This window comes from Photobacterium sp. GB-50, from assembly GCF_003026755.1.
Lineage (GTDB): Bacteria > Pseudomonadota > Gammaproteobacteria > Enterobacterales > Vibrionaceae > Photobacterium.
On record NZ_PYNX01000006.1, the window covers coordinates 124,153 to 148,004 of the forward strand.

26 protein-coding genes are annotated in these 23,852 nt (G+C 39.2%); 18 read left to right on the plus strand and 8 right to left on the minus strand.

Features of this window, described 5'->3' with window-relative positions:
* The first annotated feature begins 5 nt into the window (after positions 1–5).
* From C9J41_RS10505 to C9J41_RS10515, 3 genes are read left to right on the plus strand one after another with little or no spacing between them, the layout of a single operon-like run.
* Positions 6–1,613 (plus strand): carboxyl transferase domain-containing protein, encoded by a 1,608-nt coding sequence (locus C9J41_RS10505; protein ID WP_107294536.1) that lies wholly within the window; start codon positions 6–8, stop codon positions 1,611–1,613.
* Between the two features lie 16 nt (positions 1,614–1,629).
* Positions 1,630–2,433 carry an enoyl-CoA hydratase-related protein gene (locus tag C9J41_RS10510; protein WP_233217808.1) on the plus strand — a complete coding sequence of 268 codons (804 nt, stop codon included), beginning with the start codon at positions 1,630–1,632 and terminating at the stop codon, positions 2,431–2,433.
* Complete coding sequence (locus tag C9J41_RS10515) at positions 2,417–3,358, plus strand: hydroxymethylglutaryl-CoA lyase (RefSeq protein ID WP_107206930.1); 942 nt, start codon at positions 2,417–2,419, stop codon at positions 3,356–3,358. The genes C9J41_RS10510 and C9J41_RS10515 overlap by 17 nt, the downstream gene beginning before the upstream one ends.
* 3 nt (positions 3,359–3,361) lie before the next feature.
* Here C9J41_RS10515 and C9J41_RS10520 read toward each other — a convergent pair whose 3' ends face one another.
* Complete coding sequence (locus tag C9J41_RS10520; RefSeq protein WP_107206929.1) at positions 3,362–3,640, minus strand: hypothetical protein; 279 nt, start codon at positions 3,638–3,640, stop codon at positions 3,362–3,364.
* A 393-nt stretch (positions 3,641–4,033) separates the two neighbouring features.
* On the opposite strand from C9J41_RS10520, the gene C9J41_RS10525 reads away from it, so the two are divergent.
* Both C9J41_RS10525 and C9J41_RS10535 read left to right on the plus strand, forming a co-directional pair.
* Positions 4,034–5,086 (plus strand): hypothetical protein, encoded by a 1,053-nt coding sequence (locus C9J41_RS10525; protein WP_107206928.1) that lies wholly within the window; start codon positions 4,034–4,036, stop codon positions 5,084–5,086.
* 607 nt (positions 5,087–5,693) lie between these two features.
* Positions 5,694–6,014 (plus strand): hypothetical protein, encoded by a 321-nt coding sequence (locus C9J41_RS10535; protein WP_107206926.1) that lies wholly within the window; start codon positions 5,694–5,696, stop codon positions 6,012–6,014.
* 56 nt (positions 6,015–6,070) lie between these two features.
* Here C9J41_RS10535 and C9J41_RS10540 read toward each other — a convergent pair whose 3' ends face one another.
* Positions 6,071–6,733: a tellurite resistance TerB family protein gene (locus tag C9J41_RS10540; protein WP_107206925.1), complete on the minus strand. Its 663-nt coding sequence runs from the start codon at positions 6,731–6,733 to the stop codon at positions 6,071–6,073.
* A gap of 225 nt (positions 6,734–6,958) precedes the next feature.
* On the minus strand, positions 6,959–7,285 hold the full coding sequence (locus C9J41_RS10545; RefSeq protein ID WP_107206924.1) for a peptidylprolyl isomerase: 327 nt from the start codon (positions 7,283–7,285) through the stop codon (positions 6,959–6,961).
* Between the two features lie 352 nt (positions 7,286–7,637).
* Between C9J41_RS10545 and C9J41_RS10550 the strand changes: the two genes are divergently transcribed.
* The 3 genes from C9J41_RS10550 to C9J41_RS10560 are packed head-to-tail and all read left to right on the plus strand — an operon-like array spanning position 7,638 to position 9,863.
* Positions 7,638–7,880 carry a PepSY domain-containing protein gene (locus C9J41_RS10550; RefSeq protein ID WP_233217632.1) on the plus strand — a complete coding sequence of 81 codons (243 nt, stop codon included), beginning with the start codon at positions 7,638–7,640 and terminating at the stop codon, positions 7,878–7,880.
* The gene (locus C9J41_RS10555) at positions 7,877–8,536 is read left to right on the plus strand and encodes a response regulator transcription factor (RefSeq protein WP_107206922.1); all 660 of its coding nucleotides are present in this window, start codon (positions 7,877–7,879) and stop codon (positions 8,534–8,536) included. The genes C9J41_RS10550 and C9J41_RS10555 overlap by 4 nt, the downstream gene beginning before the upstream one ends.
* On the plus strand, positions 8,526–9,863 hold the full coding sequence (locus C9J41_RS10560) for a sensor histidine kinase (protein ID WP_107206921.1): 1,338 nt from the start codon (positions 8,526–8,528) through the stop codon (positions 9,861–9,863). The genes C9J41_RS10555 and C9J41_RS10560 overlap by 11 nt, the downstream gene beginning before the upstream one ends.
* A gap of 93 nt (positions 9,864–9,956) precedes the next feature.
* Here the strand turns inward: C9J41_RS10560 and C9J41_RS10565 are convergent, their stop codons facing one another.
* A complete protein-coding gene (locus C9J41_RS10565) occupies positions 9,957–10,250 on the minus strand; it encodes a hypothetical protein (protein WP_107206920.1) in 294 nt (97 codons plus the stop codon).
* Between the two features lie 245 nt (positions 10,251–10,495).
* On the opposite strand from C9J41_RS10565, the gene ltaE reads away from it, so the two are divergent.
* The 6 genes from ltaE (at position 10,496) to C9J41_RS10595 (ending at position 15,036) form a co-directional block, all read left to right on the plus strand.
* The gene (gene ltaE / locus C9J41_RS10570) at positions 10,496–11,503 is read left to right on the plus strand and encodes a low-specificity L-threonine aldolase (protein ID WP_107294537.1); all 1,008 of its coding nucleotides are present in this window, start codon (positions 10,496–10,498) and stop codon (positions 11,501–11,503) included.
* Positions 11,504–11,781: 278 nt separating this feature from the next.
* Positions 11,782–12,624: an ABC transporter ATP-binding protein gene (locus C9J41_RS10575; RefSeq protein ID WP_107206918.1), complete on the plus strand. Its 843-nt coding sequence runs from the start codon at positions 11,782–11,784 to the stop codon at positions 12,622–12,624.
* Entirely contained in the window at positions 12,624–13,586 is a 963-nt protein-coding gene (locus C9J41_RS10580) for an ABC transporter ATP-binding protein (RefSeq protein WP_107247288.1), read from the plus strand. The genes C9J41_RS10575 and C9J41_RS10580 overlap by 1 nt, the downstream gene beginning before the upstream one ends.
* On the plus strand, positions 13,583–14,044 hold the full coding sequence (locus C9J41_RS10585; RefSeq protein WP_107206916.1) for a hypothetical protein: 462 nt from the start codon (positions 13,583–13,585) through the stop codon (positions 14,042–14,044). The genes C9J41_RS10580 and C9J41_RS10585 overlap by 4 nt, the downstream gene beginning before the upstream one ends.
* 212 nt (positions 14,045–14,256) lie before the next feature.
* Positions 14,257–14,808, plus strand: a complete 552-nt coding sequence (locus C9J41_RS10590) for a DUF2975 domain-containing protein (protein ID WP_107206915.1) — start codon at positions 14,257–14,259, stop codon at positions 14,806–14,808.
* Between the two features lie 9 nt (positions 14,809–14,817).
* The gene (locus C9J41_RS10595; RefSeq protein ID WP_005364730.1) at positions 14,818–15,036 is read left to right on the plus strand and encodes a helix-turn-helix transcriptional regulator; all 219 of its coding nucleotides are present in this window, start codon (positions 14,818–14,820) and stop codon (positions 15,034–15,036) included.
* A 65-nt stretch (positions 15,037–15,101) separates the two neighbouring features.
* On the opposite strand, the gene C9J41_RS10600 is transcribed toward C9J41_RS10595, so the two are convergent.
* A complete protein-coding gene (locus C9J41_RS10600; RefSeq protein WP_107294538.1) occupies positions 15,102–16,799 on the minus strand; it encodes an SgrR family transcriptional regulator in 1,698 nt (565 codons plus the stop codon).
* Positions 16,800–17,129: 330 nt separating this feature from the next.
* On the opposite strand from C9J41_RS10600, the gene C9J41_RS10605 reads away from it, so the two are divergent.
* A complete protein-coding gene (locus tag C9J41_RS10605) occupies positions 17,130–17,996 on the plus strand; it encodes a DUF2974 domain-containing protein (protein WP_107206913.1) in 867 nt (288 codons plus the stop codon).
* A 12-nt stretch (positions 17,997–18,008) separates the two neighbouring features.
* On the opposite strand, the gene C9J41_RS10610 is transcribed toward C9J41_RS10605, so the two are convergent.
* Positions 18,009–18,557, minus strand: coding sequence for a flavodoxin family protein (locus C9J41_RS10610; protein ID WP_107206912.1), 549 nt, complete (start codon positions 18,555–18,557; stop codon positions 18,009–18,011).
* 169 nt (positions 18,558–18,726) lie between these two features.
* Between C9J41_RS10610 and C9J41_RS10615 the strand changes: the two genes are divergently transcribed.
* Both C9J41_RS10615 and C9J41_RS10620 read left to right on the plus strand, forming a co-directional pair.
* Positions 18,727–19,230, plus strand: coding sequence for a cyclin-dependent kinase inhibitor 3 family protein (locus C9J41_RS10615; RefSeq protein ID WP_107294539.1), 504 nt, complete (start codon positions 18,727–18,729; stop codon positions 19,228–19,230).
* 269 nt (positions 19,231–19,499) lie between these two features.
* On the plus strand, positions 19,500–19,802 hold the full coding sequence (locus tag C9J41_RS10620; protein ID WP_233217807.1) for a hypothetical protein: 303 nt from the start codon (positions 19,500–19,502) through the stop codon (positions 19,800–19,802).
* Between the two features lie 106 nt (positions 19,803–19,908).
* On the opposite strand, the gene C9J41_RS10625 is transcribed toward C9J41_RS10620, so the two are convergent.
* Together C9J41_RS10625 and cutA are read right to left on the minus strand one after the other, a co-directional pair.
* Complete coding sequence (locus C9J41_RS10625; protein WP_107206910.1) at positions 19,909–20,931, minus strand: methylenetetrahydrofolate reductase; 1,023 nt, start codon at positions 20,929–20,931, stop codon at positions 19,909–19,911.
* Positions 20,932–21,180: 249 nt separating this feature from the next.
* Positions 21,181–21,498, minus strand: a complete 318-nt coding sequence (cutA, locus tag C9J41_RS10630; protein ID WP_107261367.1) for a divalent-cation tolerance protein CutA — start codon at positions 21,496–21,498, stop codon at positions 21,181–21,183.
* A gap of 199 nt (positions 21,499–21,697) precedes the next feature.
* Here cutA and C9J41_RS10635 point away from each other — a divergent pair, with 199 nt between their 5' ends.
* On the plus strand, positions 21,698–23,821 hold the full coding sequence (locus C9J41_RS10635) for a bifunctional UDP-sugar hydrolase/5'-nucleotidase (protein ID WP_107294540.1): 2,124 nt from the start codon (positions 21,698–21,700) through the stop codon (positions 23,819–23,821).
* Positions 23,822–23,852: the final 31 nt, after the last annotated feature.

The following is a 23,852-nucleotide window of genomic DNA, read 5'->3' on the forward strand; positions in this document are numbered from 1 at the left end:
AAGCCATGGCTCAACTTACCTCAAAAGTAGATACAACCAGCCAATGGTTCAAAAACAATAATGATGAGATGCAATTGTTGGTTGACGACTTAAACACCCAGCTAGAGATAATCCATCAAGGTGGTGGAGAATCGGCATTAGCACATCAAAAAAAACAAGGTAAACAACCAGTAAGACAAAGAATTCATCAGTTACTTGATAAACACAGTCCATGGTTAGAAATAGCCCCTTTTGCCGCACTAAATGTCTATACCGAAGCCGTGCCTTGTGCTGGCATTATTGCTGGCATCGGCTACATCCACCAGCATGCGTGTATGATCATTGCCAACGATCCTTCAGTTAAGGGTGGAACATATTTCCCACTAACGGTAAAGAAACACCTGAGAGCCCAAGAAATCGCTGAAAAGTGTCATCTTCCCTGTATTTATATTGTTGATTCTGGCGGCGCTAACCTACCCCACCAAGCCGAAGTCTTTGCCGATAAAGATCATTTTGGTCGCATCTTTTTCAATCAAGCTCAAATGTCAGCGAAAGGGATCCCTCAAATTGCCGTAGTTATGGGGTTGTGCACTGCAGGTGGCGCATACATTCCAGCCATGTCTGACGTGTCTATCATGGTAAAAGATCAAGCAACAATCTATTTAGCTGGTCCCCCTTTAGTAAAAGCAGCAACAGGTGAAGAAGTAACAGCACAAGAATTAGGTGGAGCCGATGTTCATTGTAAAAAATCAGGTCTTGCTGATTATTATGCTAATGATGAAGCACATGCATTGAGTCTTGCACGTGATGCTATTGCTAGCTGCAATATACCAAGTGCTAGTATTCATCATGATTCGACTGCTTCTCCACCTAAATACAGCATGGATGACATCTACGGCATTGTGGGTACCAATATCCGTATTCCATTTGATATTAAAGAGCTCATAGCCCGTTTAGTCGACAACTCTGAATTTGACGAATTTAAAGCTATGTATGGCAATACCCTCGTGTGTGGCTTTGGATCCATTGAAGGTCACACTGTTGGTATTGTTGCTAATAATGGCATTCTATTTTCAGAATCGGCACAAAAAGGCGCTCACTTTATTGAGCTATGTTGTAAGCGGAAAATCCCTCTGTTGTTTTTACAAAACATCACCGGATTTATGGTTGGTAAACGGGTTGAAGCAGAAGGTATTGCAAAACACGGCGCAAAAATGGTGATGGCTGTTGCCTGTGCCAATGTGCCCAAATTTACCGTTATCATCGGAGGCTCTTACGGCGCAGGGAATTATGGTATGTGTGGGAGAGCTTATGATCCAACTCTGTTATGGATGTGGCCTAATGCGCGCATATCCGTCATGGGAGGTGAGCAAGCCGCTGAAGTCTTATCACAAATCACTCAGGCTATCCGCCAACGAGGAAATAAACCTTGGACAGAGCAAGACGAACAACAAATCAAACAGCCGATTTTAGCGCTCTATGACAAACAAGGTCATCCCTACTACGCCAGTGCAAGGCTGTGGGATGACGGCATTATTGATCCTAAATCTACACGTGATGTATTAGCTCAGGCGCTTTCAATTACTCAGCATGTCCCTATAAAAGAAACCCGATTTGGTATTTTCCGCATGTAACTTTTTAGGTCATATTATGAAAACACAACCAAATATCTTAGTGTCGGTTTCACCTAATAATATCGCGACCATTACTTTAAACCGTGTCGATAAATCGAATGCTTTTAATGCTGAAATCATCGGTGATCTGCTCACCGCCCTTAATCAACTTAAAATAAACAAAGAGATACGCGGCCTACTACTTGAAGCCAATGGTAAACATTTTTCATCGGGTGCTGATCTGCATTGGATGAAAAACATGGCTTTAGAAACAGAGCAAAATAATCAACAAGATGCAGCTCAACTTGCTGAACTTCTAAATCAACTCAACCACTTTCCAGCTCCCACCATTGCCATCGTTCAAGGTGCTGCTTTTGGGGGGGCATTAGGGTTAATTTGTTGCTGTGATATTGCTATTGCAAGTATCAACGCTAAATTCTGTTTAAGTGAAGTAAGGTTAGGGTTAGTGCCAGCGACAATTGCCCCGTATGTTTGTCGTGCAATTGGGATCCGCCAAGCAAAACGTTTTATGTTAACCGCAGAGTTAATCACGGTAGAACAAGCACTCGAACTTGGTCTAATTCACCTTATTTGTGATGATATACAACAAGAAAAACAGGTAATACTTCAGCAAATCTTAACCAATAGCCCAGCAGCGCTTGCAACAGTCAAAACCTTATGTCGTCAATGTGAAGTCGAAATCATTGATCAACGTTTAATTCGTTATACCAGTGAATTAATCGCCCGAGTTCGATGTTCACCACAAGCACAAGAAGGCATACAAGCTTTTTTCGATAAAGTCCCACCAAGTTGGAGTAAAGCCAATGACATTAACGAATAAGCTTCAATTATCGCTACCCGATGCTATTACCGTTTTTGAGGTTGGGCCCCGTGATGGATTACAAAACGAACCTCATCTTTCAACATTAGGTGATAAAGCAACAGCGCTTAAAATAGCGCTGATTAATGAACTGAGTCAGACAGGCTTAACGCATATCGAATCAGGTGCGTTTGTTTCGCCAAAAATGATCCCAGCGATGGCTGATTCGGATAGTGTATTTTCGCACATTCAACGCCATCCCAATATTTTCTACTCAGCTCTGACTCCTAATTTACAAGGCCTAGAAGCGGCCATTAACGTTAATGCCAATGAAGTCGCTATCTTTACTTCTTGCTCTGAAACCTTCACGCAAAACAATATACACGCCAGTATTGATGAAAGCCTTCGACGATTTGAATCTGTTATTGCGATAGCCCATCAACACTTAATACCTGTACGTGCGTATTTATCCTGTGTGATAGATTGTCCGTACGAAGGAAAAACACCACCACAACAAGTCGCAGAAATTGCAAAAGCTCTCATCGACATGGGCTGCTATCAAGTGTCACTGGGAGACACAATAGGAACAGGAACGCCATTACGCGTTGCTACCCTGTTGGAATGTGTAAATCAGCAACTTCAATCAAAAGCCATCGCCGTCCATTTCCATGATAGTTATGGGCAAGCAATCGCGAATATTTATCAAGCAATGCAAATGGGCATTACGACAATAGACAGTAGTATTGCGGGATTAGGTGGTTGCCCATATGCACCAGGAGCAAGTGGTAATGTAGCAACAGAAGATGTTCTTTATTTATGCCAAGGACTTAACATCAAAACCGGCATAGATTTAGAAAAATTCACACTGGTTAGTCAAACATTTTGCCAACAATTGGGGATACGACCACAGTCTAAAGTTGCTTTAGCTATGGCGCATCGCCCATAAACTTTATTCAGCGTCTCTACGAACTCGTTCTTCAGATTCAAGCTCGTTCACAGCGTCCCACAACTGTTGTTCACGGATACGTTGACGCTCTAAATTAGCATTAATACCATCGACAATCTGTTTATCTAATGGGCCTAAATAGTGATCAGCACAATCATGAAAGATACTCCGAAATTCTTCCATCGTTGGTAGTCGGTTATTATGCTCTTCAAAGTTATCAAAAATATCATGAACTTTTACTGACATATCCCGTTTAATGCTTTCTATCTCTGAACTATCCATACATCCCTCGAGCGCACTTAGTTTCATATGATTCAATAACAGAAATATCTAAAACTGTCATTAAGTTCTAGAACATACCATTAATATTTACACTACATGTCACAAAAGCTTTGTGATAATAAGCCACAATATTCAAAAGCGATTGATAAATACTGTGTATCAATAATATCCTAGCTATGAGGACGTAAGCATAAAAATCATTTTCAGTATAGTGTGATTACACATCATTCAGATGATGATTTAGTGATGAAAATATAACAACTGAGATAATTAGCTTTGTTAGCATAAAATCATAACAATTTAAGTGTCTCTATTCTCAGTAAAAAATAACATCTGTATTTTGATGTTTATTTAGAACTATAGTGACGAATTCGAAAAGGAAGTTTGAACAAATTGAAACCATTAGTCTCATTTAAAACTCGCTATAAACAGCTTTGTTTACCGTTTTTTTTATTCTCAATAATACCCAGTATTAGCCAAGCTGAACCCGTTAGCGATACGAGTACTGATCCCAACAATCAATCAAGCATGGCAGATTGGGTTGATGACTCACACCAATCACTTACCAACACCGTCCATGATATTGGCGAGTACCTTGACGAAAGTTTAGCGAAAGACGATGACGAAAGTGCACTTACCAACCGAAGCTATTTACGTATTCGTAATCGTTTAGCCTACTCTTACCGTGGCAAACTTGATAATGACTTCAAAGTTTATTTCAAACTTGACCTGCCCCATGTAAAAAGAGACTGGAAACTAATCATTGATTCCGAGCCCGGCGACTTCGATAGTCTTGAAAACAAGCAACGTGGTATTGCCACAGGCAACAAAACCACATCAGGCGATACTGTGGGTGCATTTCGTCTTCAAGATGCCCACTTTGGCAACTGGAATTCAGATTTTGATATTGGTATTAAATTAAAGCTTCCACTTGATCCTTTCACAAAAATGCGACTTACACGCGTTGATCCTATTAGTGAAAACTGGACAACCCGACTTGAACAACAAGTCTTTTATTATCACTCAAAAGGGTTAGGTTATCTGAGTGAGCTCAGTGGCTATTACGCGATAAACCCTGAGCATTCGAAAATATTCAAAACCACAACCAGCGCGCAGTACTTGAAAGAAGACGATAAATGGGAACTTCTCCAGCAATTTGAATTATTCCATCGTTATGATGATAAGAATTTATTCGAATATTCAACAGGGATCAGTGCTGATACTGGAGAAAATAAAGAAATCACAAACTATTGGATATCTGCAACATGGAATAAACGTATTTACAAACACTGGCTATATCTAGGTGTTCGTCCGCAGCTAGAATTCCCTCGTGAATACAACTATCACGCTAACCCTGGGGTCATGATTGAGCTTGAAATGTTCTTCTCTAAAAACAGAAAAATTGATCGTTTAGGCCGTTATATTCCTAAACCAACTCACCCATAGGCACAAAAGTAATTATGGTATGGCTATAACGATGATGCGAAATACCGCCTCATCGTTACCATCAAACCATGAACAACGACACAAAATCTGATCACTGCACTTCACTCTCATCAATAACTGGAATAATTTAACAACTAGGCAACAATTTCGCTTAGGAGTACATTATGTTTCATTTAAAGAAAGTGATCTTCTCTGTATTGTTCCATTTCTATCAGTTTTTCAGGCTTAGTTTTCCGCTATGGCTAATGATTTCATCACTTGGTGTCAGTCTTGGCTTAATATTACTTCTTTCTGGTGATAATCATTTTCAACAAGGGATTAGTACCATAACCAGTTTCAGTCTCATCACTATCTATCTGATAATACTAAAATACTTCTATTCAAAATTATTAAATTGGAGTGATACTCGCTCTTCTAAAGAGATAGTTGTATCGCTTAAGCAATAATGCATTTAGTTCATCGCTTAAAATACTCACAATTTCAACCACTATGGCATTGGTTACGGTTTGATTAAGGGTATTGCTATAATATACTCATAACGAATTATAATGGTTTTGCTTGTCGCTTTTGTAATCACAGCAAGATTGAATATATAACTGAGTATATTATGAATAAATATTTACCCTTTATTGGCTTAACTTTATTGATTTCAGGTTGTGCGACACAGACTGTACCGCAATCAGAACCACAAGTGATCACAAAAATCGTAAAACAAGATACGGCGCCAGTAGAAAAAAAAGGATATGACGATGGTTGTAAAAATGCCATGGAAGCGCAGTTTTTACCATCCAAAGAAATAGTAAATAGCTACGATACCGTAAATAGAGCAGCTTACCTAAAAGGCTGGGAAAAAGGTTATAAACAGTGTGTTATTGGTTTAGGTCCAGTCAGAATCAATAGTTCTATGCCAGCGGGTCAAACAAAATAATATTGACAATCAGGGGCTATATTTAATTAGCCCCTATCTTCGCTGTGTTAAATCAATCACGACATAACATTTGCTTGTTCTTCTATTCGCTGAACTAAGCCTACTGGCAGTTTTAATGCTTGGGCTAATGCGTCAAGATAAGCACGCTCTAAGAAATGATCGACATCAATAGCCAATAATGTAACTAAATAAACTTCAGAAGCTTGCTCTAAGCCACTAACTTGCGCCGCAATGACTTGGGGATCTAACGGTGCATTTAGCCAACGAACAATCACAGTTTCAACATCATGGCTGATCCCATTTTCAATCATCCATTGTGCTATCGCTGTTTTTTCTTGCTCGTCAATATGACCATCAGCTTTTGCTGCAAAAATCATAGCTTGAACTAACAAGTCTTGGTTTGTTCTTAATTGGGTATTTGGGGAAATCGCTTGCTGTGAGTCCATTGCCATATTAGAAGCATGTGATGACTCTTGCGACCATTTCTTATAAGCCTGATAAGCGACCGTGCCAATCACAGCAGTACCACCAACTAAGGCAGCTTTACCACCATATTTTTTGGCTAATTTACGACTTTTCTTATTGCCTAATAATGCACCAACAACCCCACCGGCTGTCGCTCCTTTTAATAAATCAGAGGTACTTGAACTAGATGTGGTTTTTCCCTTATCCATATAATTACTAGCTTGATTTATTAGCTGATCGAATAAACCTTTCATCGTCATTCTCCATAAAAAGGGCATATATTAATACTATGGAAAAACAGATTAATTAAACAGCTTTAAAGCGTAAATCAATGTAAATTAGCCACTTTATTCACATAGACAATTGAATAATAACAACCAATAGATACCATTAATAATATTATTATGTATCTATTAAGCATAAAAAAACGCTCTAAAATAAGAGCGTTAATATAAATTCAATCTGGTTCAATAAATAGATTAAACGGTATAAAGAACTTTAATCACATGCCAACCAAACTTAGTCTTTACAGGTTCTGGAATTAATCCGCGTAAGTTATTATTTTTCTTTTTTAACGCTTCACTGGTACTGATTGCTTTACCAGAAAAGACCGCTTTATCAAACTGCGGCACCATTGCACCTTTACGGAACTCACCAAGATCTCCCCCTTTTTTACCCGACGGGCACGTTGAGTGTTTTTTAGCAAGATCTTGAAACTTTGCACCCTTTTTAAGCTGTTCTAGAATATCATCAGCCAATTCTTTGTGTTTCACTAAAATATGAAGTGCGTGTGCGCTAGAAGCCATCGTGGGTTACCTATTTCATTACTTTTTATTGCGCAATTTTGCGATAAATGCCGTAAACTAGCAAGCTATTCACTAAATTTGAATAAAATTTAAAAACACCATTCATGCAATACTTATTCTACTATAACGGGATCATAATTTTCGAATAAAAGCTTAAAAATTTAACGACTTATGACCATTACACACGTTATCATAATCGTCTCATTCACTTTCCATTCATGGTTGTTACGTTACAATTATAAATATGAAAATACGTCATAGATATTTATATATAGTCGGGCTTCTCGGATCGTTGACTTTCTGTGCATTAGCAACGCCGATAACCCACGATGAAGAGCATCACGATGATGTAATGACAGCTGTCGAGAAAGGATTAATCAAGCCTTATTCAGCCCTTCAACATAAAGTCTCTCAACAGTTATCAGCACGTATAATTAAAGTAGAGCTCAACGAAGACAATGGTGAGTGGATCTATGAACTAAAGCTTATTGATAATCAAAACAATATAATAAAAGTTGAATATCAAGCTCAATCTTTACAAATGTTAAATATCAAAGGACGACATTTAGAAAATGTCATCAGGGCTCCAAAATGAAAATTCTTGTCGTAGAAGACGAAGTAACTTTAGGCGAACAAATTATCGCTGGTTTAGAACAAAGCGGTTGGGTGGCAGAGCTTTCTTGTGATGGTATTGATGCCCTCTATCGTGCAACATCAGAACCTTGGGATGCTATTGTTTTAGATTTGGGTCTTCCTAAACTTGATGGTATTACCGTATTAAAAGGTATTCGTGAAGAAAATGTAAACTGCCCTGTCGTTATTTTAAGTGCACGTAATGAACTCACACAACGTGTCGATGGCTTAAATGCAGGCGCTGATGATTATCTAACCAAACCCTTTCAGATGGTGGAATTAGTCGCTCGTGTTAGAGCGCAACTTCGCCGTTCTACAGGTAATGCCTCTCCTGTTATTCAAGCTGGTAATTTAAGCCTTGATACACGTACTTCCAAGGTGACTTGGGAAGGTCAACTCATTGATCTTACAGCACTTGAATTCAAAGTGTTATCTTATCTTATGCATAACACTGATAAGGTTATTTCACGTACAGAATTAGTGGAACATATCTATAAGCAAGATTTTGATCGTGATTCCAACACAATTGAAGTCTTCATTGGTCGTATACGTCGAAAAATTGGCAATGATGTAATAAAAACAGTTCGCGGTCTTGGATATCGGATTAATGCGAATTAATATGCGGAAAAAAGGCCAGCCAAGTATTCGTAATCGCCTATTAAGCGCTTCTGCAATATGGCTATTAGCGATCACACTCACGGCTGGTTATCTTGTGCCAAGCTTTATTAAAAGCTACCTTATTGACCAAGAAAAAACCCAGCTTTATTTATACCTTGATCAAATTACAGCGCTTGTCGATATTGATGCGCATGGTCGTGTATTTCTTGATGGTCGATTATCAAACCCGCGATTTAACTCCCCTTATAGCGGTTTGTATTGGTCACTCAAACTCAACAAACAACATCTACGTTCACGCTCGTTATGGGACACCACCATTTCAGGGAATAGCGAAGAGGGTTTTGAAGGTCCTAATAAACAATCCTTAATCGTGGTTAAACGTAAATTCCTACTGCCTGATAGTGATTATCCAGTAGAACTATCCGTTGCCGTCAATCAGGATCGATTACTCAAGACCTTGCAACAACTAACGCGAGGTTTATGGTTAATTTTAACCATTATGGCAATTGGTATTCTCACACTTACCACGCTACAAGTCAGCTGGTCACTGTGGCCTCTACGTAAATTGCGTCGAAATTTAAAGCTAGTGCGAGAAGGACATTCTACAGAACTAACTGGATTATATCCTGTTGAAATACAACCGGTTATTGATGATTTAAATGCCTTACTCTTCCACTATCAAGAGCTACTATTACGTGCACGTAATCATTCAGGGAATTTATCTCACGCACTTAAAACACCCATCGCTATTTTGAATAATGAAGTCGCGTTACTTGATGAACCAACAAAAGCCAAGCTAGTACCCGCTCTCCAGCAGTTACAACAGCACATCGATTATCATTTAGGTCGTGCTCGTATGGCTGGTGCTGTGAATATCCTAGCGGCAAAAACCGCCGTTTCTAGTCGAGTGGATGCGATCTCCTTAGCCATGGATAAAGTCTACGCAAATCGAGAGCTGATCTTAGTTAACGAGCTTGATAGCAGTGTGATGGTTGCAGTAGAAAGCCGTGATCTTGATGAAATGATCGGTAACTTAATCGAAAACAGCTATAAATGGGCTAACTCTTTGATTCGCGTATACCAAGAGTCGAACCAATCAGGTCAAATTACCCTTGTCATTGAAGATGACGGCATTGGTATTGCAGAAGAAAAATGCAAGCAAGTACTTCACCGTGGAGTGCGGTTAGATGAAAATACCCCTGGAACAGGGCTTGGATTAAATATCGTGAATGAACTAGCGCATAGCTATCGTGGTGATTTAATTTTAAGTAAAAGCCAGCGCGGCGGTTTGAAAGCAAGCCTCATTTTACCTAAACCTAGAAACTGAATAAAACCCTGCTAGTTACTAGCAGGGTTAAACACACTCATATCGCAAAATCACAAATTGCCCCACCAAACCATTCAACAAGATTGATGATAGTTATAAATCACGCATTAAGATTTCATAATCTTCTTGCGCCGATTCAATAAGGTGTTCGAGCTCTTTCGCGTCTTGGTTTCTAAGATCTAGTTGCCAATTGACTTTTGATTCAACTCGGCAGACTAATAATGTTTTTGTTCCGGTCTTGCTAAACCATAATTGCGAGAATTCAGCTTCTTGCTCTGCATTATCCTCAAGAATATTAACGCGTAACTTACCCGTTGGGATTACGCTAATATGAGCATGCCGCTGAACTTTACCAAGTAAGGTAAAATCACGTTGTTCCACTAACATCACATCATCCTCCTAGTGTGGCCGTACTCAGAGTCTCTTCAATAATTGCATAATAAACAACCAACTATTAAAGTGTAGATGCTTTACAGAATATGTTTTATGCGAATGCCGTATTAATATAACCATCAAATATTCTGTTTTAAACATAGTGTCATCATATGCTTAATAACAAGGATCTACGACTATAGAAACCAAATAGTACACAGTGATATAGTGAATAAAACAGAATAGGAAGTTGATAATAAATGATAGATTTTCGTTCAGATACGGTAACTCGCCCTTCTCCCGCAATGCGTCAAGCGATGTCCCAAGCACTTGTGGGTGACGATGTTTATAGCGACGATCCAACCGTTAATGATTTAGAGCTTTTTGCAGCGGAACGCCATGGATTTGAAGCCGCACTTTTTTGTAGTTCTGGCACTCAAGCTAATTTACTGGCATTAATGGCACACTGTGAACGTGGAGATGAATATTTATGTGGCCAACAGGCACATAATTATAAATTCGAAGGCGGCGGTGCAGCCGTTTTAGGTTCGATCCAACCTCAACCGATAGAAAATGCCGATGATGGCACACTTCCTTTCGAAAAATTGATAGCAGCAATTAAACCAGACGATCCTCATTTTGCCCGCACAACACTTTTAAGCCTCGAGAACACCATCAATGGTAAAGTGTTACCGCTCACCTACCTTCAACAAGCGCGTGAATTTGTTGAACAACATAACCTAAAACTTCACCTTGATGGGGCGCGTGTTTATAACGCAGCCACCGCACTTAATGTCGATATTACAGAAATTGTTCAATATTTTGATTCTTTCACCATTTGTTTATCAAAAGGTTTAGGTGCGCCAATTGGGTCACTATTACTGGGTGATAAAGCACTAATAGCCAGAGCCCGTCGCTGGCGTAAGGTTCTTGGTGGCGGCATGCGCCAAGCAGGAATCATTGCCGCTGCGGGTAAAATTGCACTGACTGAAAACACAGGTCGTTTAGTCGATGACCATTCCAATACTAAATACTTAGCGGAACAATTAAATACAGTGAATGGTTTTGAAGTAAACACGAGTCACGTACAAACAAATATCTTATTTGCAAAAGTCGATAGTAAGATAGATCAAACCCAATTGGCGACCACATTAAAAGCACAAAACATTTTGATCTCAACTGGAAACCCATTGCGATTTGTCACTCATTTAGACATTACAAAAGACGATATTGATATTTTTATCTCTGCATTAAAAGCCGCTGTTTGATCTTTCACCTCCCCCCCACACAACATTACAATGTGATCTTGTGTGGGCTTTTCTTTTTTATCTCTGTTATTGCTGCCATATGGAATCTTTTCACAAATAATAATTACCCTTGTGGTATATATTTTTGCGACACTCAACTTTTACATGATTTTTTGATACCTGCCTCACTTTCTTTAACTTGAACCTTTGCAACCCTCTTCTTGCTCCTTTAATTTGTTTAAATATTAATGATAATCACTTTCATTATCATGTAGTTTTATTTTTGCAGGGAGAGCATCATGGAACAAGCGTTTCATTCAGACCCAATACTGAAAGTACGTGATCTCGAAGTCACCTACATTACAGACAATGGCGACTTTAAAGCCGTAAAATCAGTAAATTTTGATATAGGTAAAAGTGAAATATTCGGCTTAGCGGGTGAATCGGGATGTGGTAAAAGTACTATCGCTTTTGCTATTAATCGCTTACACAAGCCGCCAGCACTTATCACAAAAGGCAGTATTGAATACAACGGTACAAACCTTATCGCATTAACTGAACAACAAATGGGCGTTGTTCGCTGGAAAGACATTGCAATGGTATTCCAAAGTGCAATGAACTCATTAAATCCCGTACTCCCTATTCAAGAGCAATTTGCTGATGTAATGCGCCACCACCTTGGCTACAGCAATGAACAAGCAAAAGAACGTGCCGAAAAGCTGTTAGATCTGGTTAATATCCCTCGCGAGCGTTTATCCGAGTATCCACACCAATTTAGTGGTGGTATGCGTCAAAGGCTCGTTATTGCGATAGCGCTATGCCTCAACCCAAAACTCATTGTTATGGACGAACCAACCACGGCGCTTGATGTTGTTGTTCAACGTGAGATTTTGCAGCAAATATATCAACTACGTAAAGAATTCGATTTCTCTGTGTTATTTATTACTCACGATCTTGCGCTTATGAGTCAACTTTGTGATCGCATTGCCGTAATGCGATACGGTGAAATTGTTGAAGTCAATCAAGCACGTGAAATACGTAACAATCCTCAACACCCATACACCCAAAAGTTATGGGCATCATTCCCTAACATTCATGAAGACGCCCCACACGTTTCTATCTCAGCAGAGGAAATATCGTAATGGAACAACCAATTATTGAATTAAATAATGTGGTGAAAGAGTTCACTGCTGGCGGTGGTTTTGGTTCGACTGAAATCTTTCGTGCTCTCGATAATATCAGCTTTAAGCTCTATAAGGGGCGCACTTTAGCGCTTGTTGGTGAATCCGGCTGTGGTAAAAGTACCTGTGCAAAGCTCATTACTAAAGTTCACGGCGTAACGGAAGGTGAAATTTTATTTAAAGGCGATAATGTCGATACTATTCGTAAACGTAAAGATGTATTAAATTATCGCGGTAAAGTCCAAATGGTATTCCAAGACCCTTTTGGATCGTTAAATCCCACTCATACTATTCGCCATCACCTTACTCGCCCACTGTTAATTCATAAACAAGTGAAGGGTAAAGACGCAATAGAGCAGCGTTTAAATGAACTAATGGAATTGGTTGAGTTACCGATTGAAGATCTTGATAAATACCCCCATCAGCTCAGTGGTGGTCAACGTCAACGTGTGAACCTAGCGCGCGCAATTGGTGTGGGTGCTGAAATCATCCTCGCCGATGAACCCACCTCAATGCTTGATGTTTCTATTCGATTAGGTGTGTTGAACCTAATGAAAGAGATGAAAGATAAAATTGGTATTGGCTTTTTATACATTACTCATGATTTAGCTACTGCGCATTATATCGCAGAAGAAACCGCTGTAATGTACCGTGGTCGTATTGTTGAATGGGGAGACACTCGCTCTATTTTACGTAGCCCACAGCATCCTTATACTAAATTATTAATCTCTGCAGTGCCCGATCCTGATCTACCCTTTAATAAACTCGTGGATTCAGAACCTGATTATTCACAGAGCGCCGATAAGATCCGTGCAATAAGTTTGAAGTCTGTTTCAGGACATCGCCAAGTTGCTGACAATCACTTTGTAGCAAACTGGGATGAATCAGAAGTCAACGCACTTAAAGAGGAAAAAATCGCATGATGACACTTCACTGCTGGTTAGAATCAGTTAAAGGGTGGTACCAACCCAACCATAACCATGATTTTTCAGAGTTGGTTACTCTCATTCAGCAAACGCCTAGCAGCATGATGGATGAATTAGACAATGAGACTGGCAGTGAAGCTCTAGCCTACTGGCTAGATGCGTGTTTTCGCTTAACTAAATATTATCAACATCAAGGCTATAACGAGCAGGCATTTGGTTACATTCAACTTTCTTATGCCAAACTTCAAGCCGTGGTATGTGATGCCAGTTATAGCGCAGAACTAAAGCGTTGGAGCTTAAAAAAGCTAGATCGAATCATTGTTGCTATGGTGGAGTTTTGCCAACATCAAACCGATCCTCAATGGCAGCAAGAAAGTGTCCAACTCATTAACCTACATGTCGCTTTTATGGAATCACAGCAGCATTTGAATTTAAAATATTCGGCAAAAAATTAAATCCCATCCGGAACCTAAAAACGAGTATATATTCACTTTCCACCTAGAAAAGTGAATATTGCTCTTTTTTTCTTTATCTATCAAAACATTACAGTCAACAATACTTTTTAACCACAAATATTTAAATAAAAAATTATCGTAAAACGATAATTTTTTATTGCTTATCTCTAGTTTAGTCTCTATCCTTGCCTCATCAACTTAAGAGGTAATACATGTCTAATATCCAAAAGCAAAGTAAAAGAGCTCGTTTACTGTTTCAACTATTTTTCGTTTTAACACCTATATTAGTTTGCTATTTTTGGCTAACCATTGATACGCCATATGCCTATTTAACGAACACTGGAATAGTACAAACATCGTATGATGATTTACACAACATTACTCAAGTGCCATTAACACTCACAACAAGACTCATCGCAACGTTAGCTAGCCTCATTTATTGCTCAATTATCATGTATGCTTTAACAAAGTTAATTAAACTCTTCCGTAATTATGAAAATAACAATATCTTTACCTTAGAAAATGCAACTATTTATCAAAAACTTGGCTATAGCATATTTTATTGGGTCGGTGGCTCAATATTCTATCAACCAATTATGACACTCATACTTAGCTTCAATAATCCACCAGGACAGAGAATGATCGCTATTAGTTTTTTGGGTATAGATTTTATCACCATTATTATGGGACTAATCGTATTGATAATTTCATGGGTAATGAAAGAAGCTTATATTCTTGCGGATGAACAAAACTTAACCATTTAAGAGCCGACGATGACAATACGTATTAACTTAGATGTCATGATGGCTAAACGCAAAATGCGATTAAAAGCATTGGCTCAAGCTATGGAGATGACAGAGGCAAACTTATCTATTCTTAAAAACGGTAAAGCGAAGGCAGTACGCTTTTCAACCTTAGATAAGTTATGTGAATTACTTGAATGCCAACCTGGTGATATTCTCGAATTTGAAGAAAATCACAACGATAATTAAATAAAATAAGTAGGCGTTATTTAACGCCTACTTGTGATTTTCATTTCAAAACGTAATGGCATCACTTAGTGTCTTGGTTTTACCCACACCGATTTAAAATCAAACCAACCTAATTGATTAGACGCCATCCCTTCCAATTCACCGTTACCATCAACACCTAACCACGCGTGGAATAAGGGTAATACTTGGCCTGAATTGACCAATAAATTCTGAATCTCTTCTAATGGAAATTCAGGCGTAATATTCATCCGCCAATTATCTATGAGGATCTCAAGTTGCGAGAATGCTTGAGGTGGCATAGCGCGTTCAATTTGTTCAAAGTTATATAGCCACGGCAATATAGCATCGGCTCTATCACTCCCAAGACTCATGCCATTTAACCAGAGATCTATTTTATCGGCTTGTTTGCCTTGCATTATCTCTTCAAAAGCAATTTCAATCACTTTAAGCGTAATACCGTCATTCGCTAATATTTCAGCTATCAATTCAGCCATATAAGGATAAATAGGATGTTCTTGTTGATAGGCGAGTGTCACAGAGCGTTTAGTCGTTGGCACAACAATATCGTGTGGGTAATCCGTTGCACAAACCCATCCTGGTAATAAGCCATAGGCATTAATCATCTTAAAGTTAGAGACTTTATTAAGATCTAAATGACGCATAATACTCAAGCTGTTTAAACGAGATTGAAAATAATCTAACCAAACTTTTTGTTGAGCTAAGCCTTTATTTCTATTTAATAATAAGTAATTACAGCCTTGATCTAAACTTAACTTATTAGATACCGTTGCACTTTGTGTCTGCGCTAACTCTAGTGATGGCTTTAAATAACAAGCAGAAAAACCCGTTAAAATCCAAATTTCCACCACGTCTGTTAAGGCACGAAAACCAAAATACATATCAAATGCTTCAAGTTTTAAACGCTGCTTATCATTAATCGTGACTTTATAAGGCCCCGTACCGACAGGAAATGCGGTTGCATCAGAGCGACGATGATCCTTTGCAGGCTGAATAACAGCACTGATATTCGCGAGTAAAGCAGGAAGGTGAAAATCATCCCGTTTTAAATACACATCTATCGTATTAGCAAAGGGCGAAATAACATCATCAATATGCTTAAACAATGCTTGCTGTTTCAATTCCTTAAACGTTTGAATAATATCATCGCTTTCAAGTAACCGCCCATCATGAAAACGGATTGCTGGACGAATATGAAAACGCCAATGTCTTACCGAGATCATTTCCCAAGCATGAGCAATATCAGGTTCAACTTCCCCTTTTTCCTCATTAAATTGGGTTAACCCACTGAAAATTTGTCTAACAAGGTGTTGTTCAGAGCGGCGAAGCGGCTTGAGAGGATTAAGATTACCGAAGCTACGGTAATAAGGTAGTCGCACAATTTGCCTACCATGAACATGCGAAATACCCAATTGCTCATGGATCAATTGCACCAGTTTTTCAGCATTATTATCTAACACAGACAAGGCTGTTTCTAGTTTGCCATCAGTCACTAACTTACGCGCTTGCATAAATTGTAACTCACTGTCAGTGCTATTAAATATTAAGCGTGATTGCTTTCCGCGCCCAACGGCAGGTTGCCAATCGATCCAGCCTTTATCGACCATCTTATTGATGACCATGCGCACATTACGACGCGTACAAAATAAAACCTCTGAAATATCATGAAGATTAGTCTCAGTATTCCTACCTGAGTAATGGTTGTACAAACGCTGGAATTGCAATTTTAATCGTTGACCGCTCATAAAGAGGAAACCTTATTCCCTATATTGTTCTCTTTTAACTTCCTCATTTTAGCGTAAAAATATAACAGTCGATATGAAAACAGGTTTTGCTCTACTTACAGTGTGATACCTATTGAAATATTGATGAGTCTACAAAGCCATTTGTAGCTTAATGAACATTAACTTAGGCTCTTTCCCCCAAAAGAGTTTATTTACCCTGAGTGCTCATTAATTTAAGTCCGACCTAATACAGAACGTGTTAGGTTGGACTTTCCCTGTATTCTTTTATTGTCATTAGATTGATAAATACCGTGTTTATGCTGGTGATAAGTTAACTAAAAAAAGAATACGATGAATAAACTAAAACGCTATCAATATGAACAATATGCGATTTTATGTCAGCTGGCTTACCCTGATGATTTTGATCATACCCAATATGGTTTTTTACCTGAGGGCAGAGAAGAAATTGTCGATCGCTGGGGACGCACTATTATTCGTATTTTATGGGGCGAGAGTAAAGAAGTCGTCTTAGTCTTTAAAGGGTCGCAAAACATATGGGATTGGCTACTCAACCTTGCATGTTTCCCGAAAAAAATCGAATCACAACCTAAGCCATATTACGTTCATTGGGGTTACCATTATCTAATACATCAAAAAAGCATAAAACGTAACTATGCTTTTCATCAATGTCATCCAGATTTAAGCGATAGCCAAAAGCTCGATATCTTTCAAGCATCATATTTAACCTCACACCGCAATCAATCGAACTACAACGAAATCATTAAACAGATCCAAGCCGTAATAAAACCCTTAATTGAATCCGGTAAGCACATTAGCTTAACTGGTCACTCGTCTGGTGGTGCAATGGCGGTACTCAGTGCTGACTACTTACACCAATATTATCCAAATGCAATAAAGCGTGTAGTCACTTTTGGGCAGCCAGCAACAGGGTTTTGGAGTTTTAAAAAACACTACCCATTGCATCAACAAACCTACCGTATCTGTTGTGATCTAGATATTGTCACCTTTCTGCCCGCGATTCCTTTTATGCATTGGCACGTTGGGCAAATGCTCTGGTTGCACAACGGTAAAATATATCAAAACATTCCCACCATCATACGATTATCACGATCAATAATAAGTTGGATCATGCGCCCTTTTAGTTATCACTTCATGCAAAAGTATATTCGTAATAAAGACTTTTTTGATAAGCGCTGATCCAACGTCAAGTTACTGAATAAAATTATAGATACGACGTGCTAAGTATTTGGCCGTATTTATATCTTTAGCATCAGGTTTACCGTCCTCAGAGGTAGCAACGACGCCAGCCTGACAACCTAAACGGTTTACCCCCAATGCGTTGAAATTTGAAGGGCTATCTATTCCCATCCAAATCATGCCATGTTGCGATGCTAATATTTGGAAATACCGTAGCGTTTCAGTTTGATCGCCATTCGGTGAGCCACCAGAAGTTATTCCTGCTGCTATTTTTCCTGATAATCTCTGATCGCACCATTGATCACTTGTTGCATCAGCAAAGGCTTTGAACTGTGCCGCGACAGATCCCATATAAGTTGGAGAGGCAAAAATAATCGCTTGGCAGTGCTGAAGTTTTTCCATTATTTCATGATTAACAAATCGCCCTTCTATAATTTCTGTTCCCGTTATCTTATGCATAATAATCTCTACAGGATCTGATACTAACTCGTCACAACAAGCCTCGACTAAAGCTTCTGTGATGCCTGTATTCGAGAAATAAACAATACCTATCGCTTTCATTAAAACGTCCTTATTCAGTTCATAAATCTCAACATAGGATAAAACCTCAAGTAAACCTGAGGTCAAACATTAATGAGATTTTTTAAATCAATACATATGAATTATCATATGTGTCATAATTACCGTGTATAACTATTTAGAAATGGAAAAGACGATAAGGATATACCGCATGACACATCCAACATGGGAATTACCAATAAGCAATAAATCAGCAGGATTGGTATTAACCCCTTGTCCAGGAACAAAAGGCACGCCATTAGTTGACAGCATTGATCAACTGAAAGCACAAGGTGTCACAATTGTTGTCACAGCATTAAGCATCAAAGAAATGGAAGCAAAGAAAGTGGGTCTGTTACCACTGGTTGTTCAGCAAGTCGGGCTTCAATGGTTCAATACCCCAATAAAAGATGATTGTGCCCCAGATGAAAGCTTTCAACCGCATTGGGATGCAATCTCCCCTGCATTACACCAAGCATTAGATAACGGGGAAAAAGTCGCGCTACATTGTATGGGTGGCTCAGGCCGGACTGGTTTACTTGCAGCCCACTTATTATTAGAAAAAAACTGGCAATTAGAAGACATCATTAGCCAAGTTCAAGCATTAAGACCCAATGCTTTCACTAAAGAAGTGCAAGCTGAATATATTCGTAATATTGCTCTTATTAATGAGTAAAGACACCTTTTAATGGCACAGTAACGGAAGCAGAGATCATCTCTGTTTTCGTTTACTCGTTGTTTAACGTATCAGTTTCTCCTTTTACCGTTGTGTCGCATTAATCAAAGACGCAGGATCAGAATTATTCCTGATTTTTATCTGTCTCAGCTTCTCTCACACAATCACACTATAATTACATCACTATTAGCAAATATAAGCCTAGCCACTATTAATACATCATATAGCTCAATAACGTTACTGCTTTCAAACTAGCGAAAAAGGAATACATGGTGAGATCGATATTATTAGCAACATTACTCTTGTTTTCTCTCCCGTCATGGAGTGCTAGTTACTGTCTAAAAACAACCTTAGGTGACTATGTATGCCCGCCGCCTTTTGGTCATATCTACGCAGATAAACTCGGCAACCCACTATGTGGTAAAGGGCAATGCATCAAAGACCGACAAGATAACTACCAGTGTTCCAAACAAGATGGTGGCTTTGCGATAAAAAACGACCTTGGTGATATTTTATGTACTGGAGGCTGCGAACCCGCCTCAGAAAAAAATTGCCAAATACCTAAACCTTAACGCTACTCTCTCTAAAGAGAATTAAAAAAGAAACAGATACAAAAATGGCTACCGCTCTTTCAAGTCGGTAGCCATTTTTATTAGCAATCTTTGTTACTAGAACACGTTAAGCAGATGCGAGTTTATTCGCGCGAGCTTTACGCTTTAACAAACGGAATTCATGCTTTGCTAAGTGGCTATCCATTGAAGAACGTAGCAACTTGTAAAGTAAGATAGAACCGTCAATTTCTTCTTTACGGTTAGTTAAGCTTTCAATGTTTAAGCCCAGCGGTAAGTCATACTCCACTACCGCATCCAAGATCTGATTTAAGCTGTTACAGCACATCTTAATCGACTCATGCAGTGGGTTTTCCGCATTCAAAATACGCAAACTTGTTGCTTCAGGAACGCTTACACCTAGCCACTCAATAAACTCTAACGTTTTTGCACTACCACAAGGTGAGAAGGTTAAGATAATACGCTGCGGTTTTAAGCCTTGCTCTTTACACTCAATCGCGTAACGAGTCAGAATATCAATCGTCGCCTGAGTATCGTAAATCGCTTGAGAAATAAAGAAGTTACAACCTTGCTTATACTTTTCAATTAAACGTTCATGCTCATTACCTTTCTTAGCATGACGCTCAGCAATCATAATACCGCCGGTAAAGAAGTCATTACGGTTTTCAGCCAGCGTTTGATATGCCGTAGATAATGGCAGTGAAACATCATTTTTCGCCGATGGACTACCCACTAATACCATGTCACGTACACGGTACTCATCCCACGCTTCATTTAGCCACTCATCAAACGCTTCCGTTTCTGACTGCACCACACTCTTGTAAGTGATCACAGGACGGTCGGTTTTCTTATTCAAAAGTGATGAGTAATGACGAGGATCATGGGTCGATTTAAAAGGGAACGGACGCGGCTTATTAGTACGTGATGCTTCATCTTGAATATCGTAAACAATCAAACCATCAATAGCGAGATCACGAATACGATCAACTAAACGATCAGCAATACCTTCAACATCTTCAATCGGTGTACTGGTTTTTGGTGGGGTTGTACCAATAAAATAAACACCGCGTGTGATGTCGTTATAACGGACACGCAGTTCAGATTCAGGGGTGGGTTGATATTGATCCGACATAAATGCTCACTTCCATGTTGTCACAGTGTATTACCCAATAGATAACACCTGCTTAATTTTTATAAAGCCGTAGCAATGTCTTTTGCCACGGTTTATCTCATCCTTGTGTGTTGCCTTACCTTACCGTTCTCTTTTAAGGTGAAAATTTATGTTATTTATCAAATTAGCAACACAATATATGCTTTAGTTTTACCTAAACCCAATAGATAAATCAAAGAAAAGTCACTGTTTTTAACTTACTGGGTTAAATTAGCGACATTCTTTGTCTATCCATGAAAGATAATCACCAAAACCATTTGTTATCGGTAGTTGAATGATTTCAGGGGTTTCATAATCATGAAGCGCAACAATCGTGGCTTTAACCTCTTCAAACAATGATGTTTTGGTTTTAATGAACACTTGCTGCTCTTGATCGCAATTCACTTCACCTTGCCAATGATAATAAGACTGAATAGGCATCACCTGTACACACGCCGCTAAACGCTGGCTAATCAGCTCATTGATAATAGTTTTCCCTACCTTGGGATCTGAAAACGTTGTTAAAACAACACAATATTGACCAGCCATACTTATTTCACCTTTCTTCATATTTTTATCTTAATAGCCTAAATCATTCAGAATAAGAATTTACAAGCAAAGTCCCATTATTTAAATCAATGACAGAAGCATCATATAACGCTGACACAACGCTTACATTCGCTTCCTATTATCGCGCCGTTTCTCCCCTACCAAGAAACTATCTTTTATTCGTTAAGGAACTCGAATAGTGCGCAAATTTAAAATTCTATCATTAAGCCTAGCTGTTTCTATTGCCCTTGTTGGCTGTAATGATGACCACCACCACCATGATGACAACAATAAAGTTATTGATGGACAAACACTGACCCACACTCCAGAAGTGGTTAGTAAAGGTGATCAACAAGTAAACAAACAAACCATCACATTGGCTGCAACGTCTGACTTACACGGTCGCCTTCGCGGCTATGACTATGCCATTGATGCTGAAGACAAACACGCAGGTTTAACCCGTATTGCTACTATCTTAGAGCAACAACGCCTTTTAGATCCTAACCTTATTCTGTTAGATATCGGTGATACGGTACAAGGCAATTCAGCACAGCTATTTAATGATATGGAAACGCATCCAATGATCGATGCCTTACAATATCTTAATTACGACTTATGGGTGCCCGGTAACCACGAATTTAACTTTGATCGCTCATTCCTTGACCGTAACTTAGAAAACTTTGATGGCGCGGTAATTTCTAGCAACATCAAATGGGAATCAAATAACGCAAACTATCTGCGTGGCTTCCAGATTTATAACGTTAACGGCTGTAAAGTAGCGGTTATTGGTTTAACCCCTTCTTATGTCCCTAACTGGGAAGCATCAGCACCCGAGCATTTCAAAGGCTTAAAGTTTGAAGACGAGCTAAATGCAACACGTGCTGTCGTTGACGATGTTATTGCTCGCCACCAGCCGGATATTATTGTTGGTGCGCTGCACTTAGGTCGAACCGATCAAGGTGTGGGCGTATACAACATTGCCGCAGAGCTGGCTGATAAGTTTGATGTGATCATGGCAGGACACGAACACGCAACTTACATTGAAACCGTGAAAAAAGACGATCCTAACGGTAACGACATCAGTGTGAAAAGTGGCCTAGTTGAAGACAAAGCAAAATCAGGTAAATACGACGACAGTAATCGCCAAGGTTCAGTAAAAATCATTGAACCGGGTAAATGGGGTTCAGATTTAGCCATGGCGAAAATTGACGTTGAAAAAGATGCGTCAGGTAAATGGAAAATCGTTGATACCACCCTTTCTAACCTTGATACCAAAGAGATCGCAGAAAATCAGAACATGGTTGATGAATACCAAGATATTCATGATCGTTCTGTAGAAGATGCTCGTGAAATTTTGGGCAAAATAGACGGTGACTTTGTTAACGGTGGCGGTGCTGATGAAGCAACAAACGATGACTACTTTGTTGATGACTTAGGTACGCGACTATACAGCACCATTCACAAAGCAAAAGTACAAGACAGCGCACTGATTGACTTAATTCAGTTCATTGAGCGTGAAAAATCAGGGGCGACAATTTCTGCTGCTGCGTTATTTAGCGACACTTCTAACCTACGTGATGGTCAAGACTACCAACGTAAAGACTCCGCAAACCTGTACAAATACGATAACGCACTCATTGGCGTAAACATCACAGGTGCACACCTTAAAGAGTACATGGAGTGGTCATACAACTACTTCAATACTTACAAAGAAGGTGATTTAACCGTTTCATTTAATCCAGAAGTTCAAGCGTATAACTACGACTTATTCGATGGTGCCATTGAATACACCGTTGATCTTACAAAGCCTGCAGGTGATCGTGTTGACATCACCCTTGTTGACGGCAAAGCGTTTGATCCAAATGCGACATACAAACTAGCATTAAACTCATACCGCTTTGGTACCCAAGGGGTCACTAATGGTTGGTTCACGAAAGATGATGTGTTCTACGATTCAAGTGATGCAACGGTTCCAGCAATCCGAGATATGATCACCGCTTACGTAACAGAGCATAACGGTATTAGCATCAACGATGAGCACCTAAACACCACGAATAACTGGCAAATTAAGCAGTTAGCACCGAACGGTGAAATCACAAAGAACCGTGCTAATAGCGATATCTGGAAACAGTTTACTCATCAACAACTGTGTATTCATATCAACCCAGATAACGTGAAATACCCAAGTATTAGTCATGCGTTAAACATGAACGATCCAACCAGTTATTTCGAAAACAAAGCCTATAAAGCAGACGGCAGTGCAACGAAAGAAGCACTCAACCTTGGCTGTAGCTGGACGGTTGATCCAAATAACAAAATTTAATCGTTTATAGCTTTCAACACCCTAAGCGGTA

Coding starts and splice junctions, on each gene's coding strand:
- C9J41_RS10505 (WP_107294536.1), top strand. CDS start 6: ATGGCTCAACTTACCTCAAAAGTAGATACAACCAGCCAATGGTTCAAA.
- C9J41_RS10510 (WP_233217808.1), top strand. CDS start 1,630: ATGAAAACACAACCAAATATCTTAGTGTCGGTTTCACCTAATAATATC.
- C9J41_RS10515 (WP_107206930.1), top strand. CDS start 2,417: ATGACATTAACGAATAAGCTTCAATTATCGCTACCCGATGCTATTACC.
- C9J41_RS10520 (WP_107206929.1), bottom strand. CDS start 3,640: ATGGATAGTTCAGAGATAGAAAGCATTAAACGGGATATGTCAGTAAAA.
- C9J41_RS10535 (WP_107206926.1), top strand. CDS start 5,694: ATGAATAAATATTTACCCTTTATTGGCTTAACTTTATTGATTTCAGGT.
- C9J41_RS10540 (WP_107206925.1), bottom strand. CDS start 6,733: ATGAAAGGTTTATTCGATCAGCTAATAAATCAAGCTAGTAATTATATG.
- C9J41_RS10545 (WP_107206924.1), bottom strand. CDS start 7,285: ATGGCTTCTAGCGCACACGCACTTCATATTTTAGTGAAACACAAAGAA.
- C9J41_RS10550 (WP_233217632.1), top strand. CDS start 7,638: ATGACAGCTGTCGAGAAAGGATTAATCAAGCCTTATTCAGCCCTTCAA.
- C9J41_RS10555 (WP_107206922.1), top strand. CDS start 7,877: ATGAAAATTCTTGTCGTAGAAGACGAAGTAACTTTAGGCGAACAAATT.
- C9J41_RS10560 (WP_107206921.1), top strand. CDS start 8,526: ATGCGAATTAATATGCGGAAAAAAGGCCAGCCAAGTATTCGTAATCGC.
- C9J41_RS10565 (WP_107206920.1), bottom strand. CDS start 10,250: ATGTTAGTGGAACAACGTGATTTTACCTTACTTGGTAAAGTTCAGCGG.
- ltaE (WP_107294537.1), top strand. CDS start 10,496: ATGATAGATTTTCGTTCAGATACGGTAACTCGCCCTTCTCCCGCAATG.
- C9J41_RS10575 (WP_107206918.1), top strand. CDS start 11,782: ATGGAACAAGCGTTTCATTCAGACCCAATACTGAAAGTACGTGATCTC.
- C9J41_RS10580 (WP_107247288.1), top strand. CDS start 12,624: ATGGAACAACCAATTATTGAATTAAATAATGTGGTGAAAGAGTTCACT.
- C9J41_RS10585 (WP_107206916.1), top strand. CDS start 13,583: ATGATGACACTTCACTGCTGGTTAGAATCAGTTAAAGGGTGGTACCAA.
- C9J41_RS10590 (WP_107206915.1), top strand. CDS start 14,257: ATGTCTAATATCCAAAAGCAAAGTAAAAGAGCTCGTTTACTGTTTCAA.
- C9J41_RS10595 (WP_005364730.1), top strand. CDS start 14,818: ATGACAATACGTATTAACTTAGATGTCATGATGGCTAAACGCAAAATG.
- C9J41_RS10600 (WP_107294538.1), bottom strand. CDS start 16,799: ATGAGCGGTCAACGATTAAAATTGCAATTCCAGCGTTTGTACAACCAT.
- C9J41_RS10605 (WP_107206913.1), top strand. CDS start 17,130: ATGAATAAACTAAAACGCTATCAATATGAACAATATGCGATTTTATGT.
- C9J41_RS10610 (WP_107206912.1), bottom strand. CDS start 18,557: ATGAAAGCGATAGGTATTGTTTATTTCTCGAATACAGGCATCACAGAA.
- C9J41_RS10615 (WP_107294539.1), top strand. CDS start 18,727: ATGACACATCCAACATGGGAATTACCAATAAGCAATAAATCAGCAGGA.
- C9J41_RS10620 (WP_233217807.1), top strand. CDS start 19,500: ATGGTGAGATCGATATTATTAGCAACATTACTCTTGTTTTCTCTCCCG.
- C9J41_RS10625 (WP_107206910.1), bottom strand. CDS start 20,931: ATGTCGGATCAATATCAACCCACCCCTGAATCTGAACTGCGTGTCCGT.
- cutA (WP_107261367.1), bottom strand. CDS start 21,498: ATGGCTGGTCAATATTGTGTTGTTTTAACAACGTTTTCAGATCCCAAG.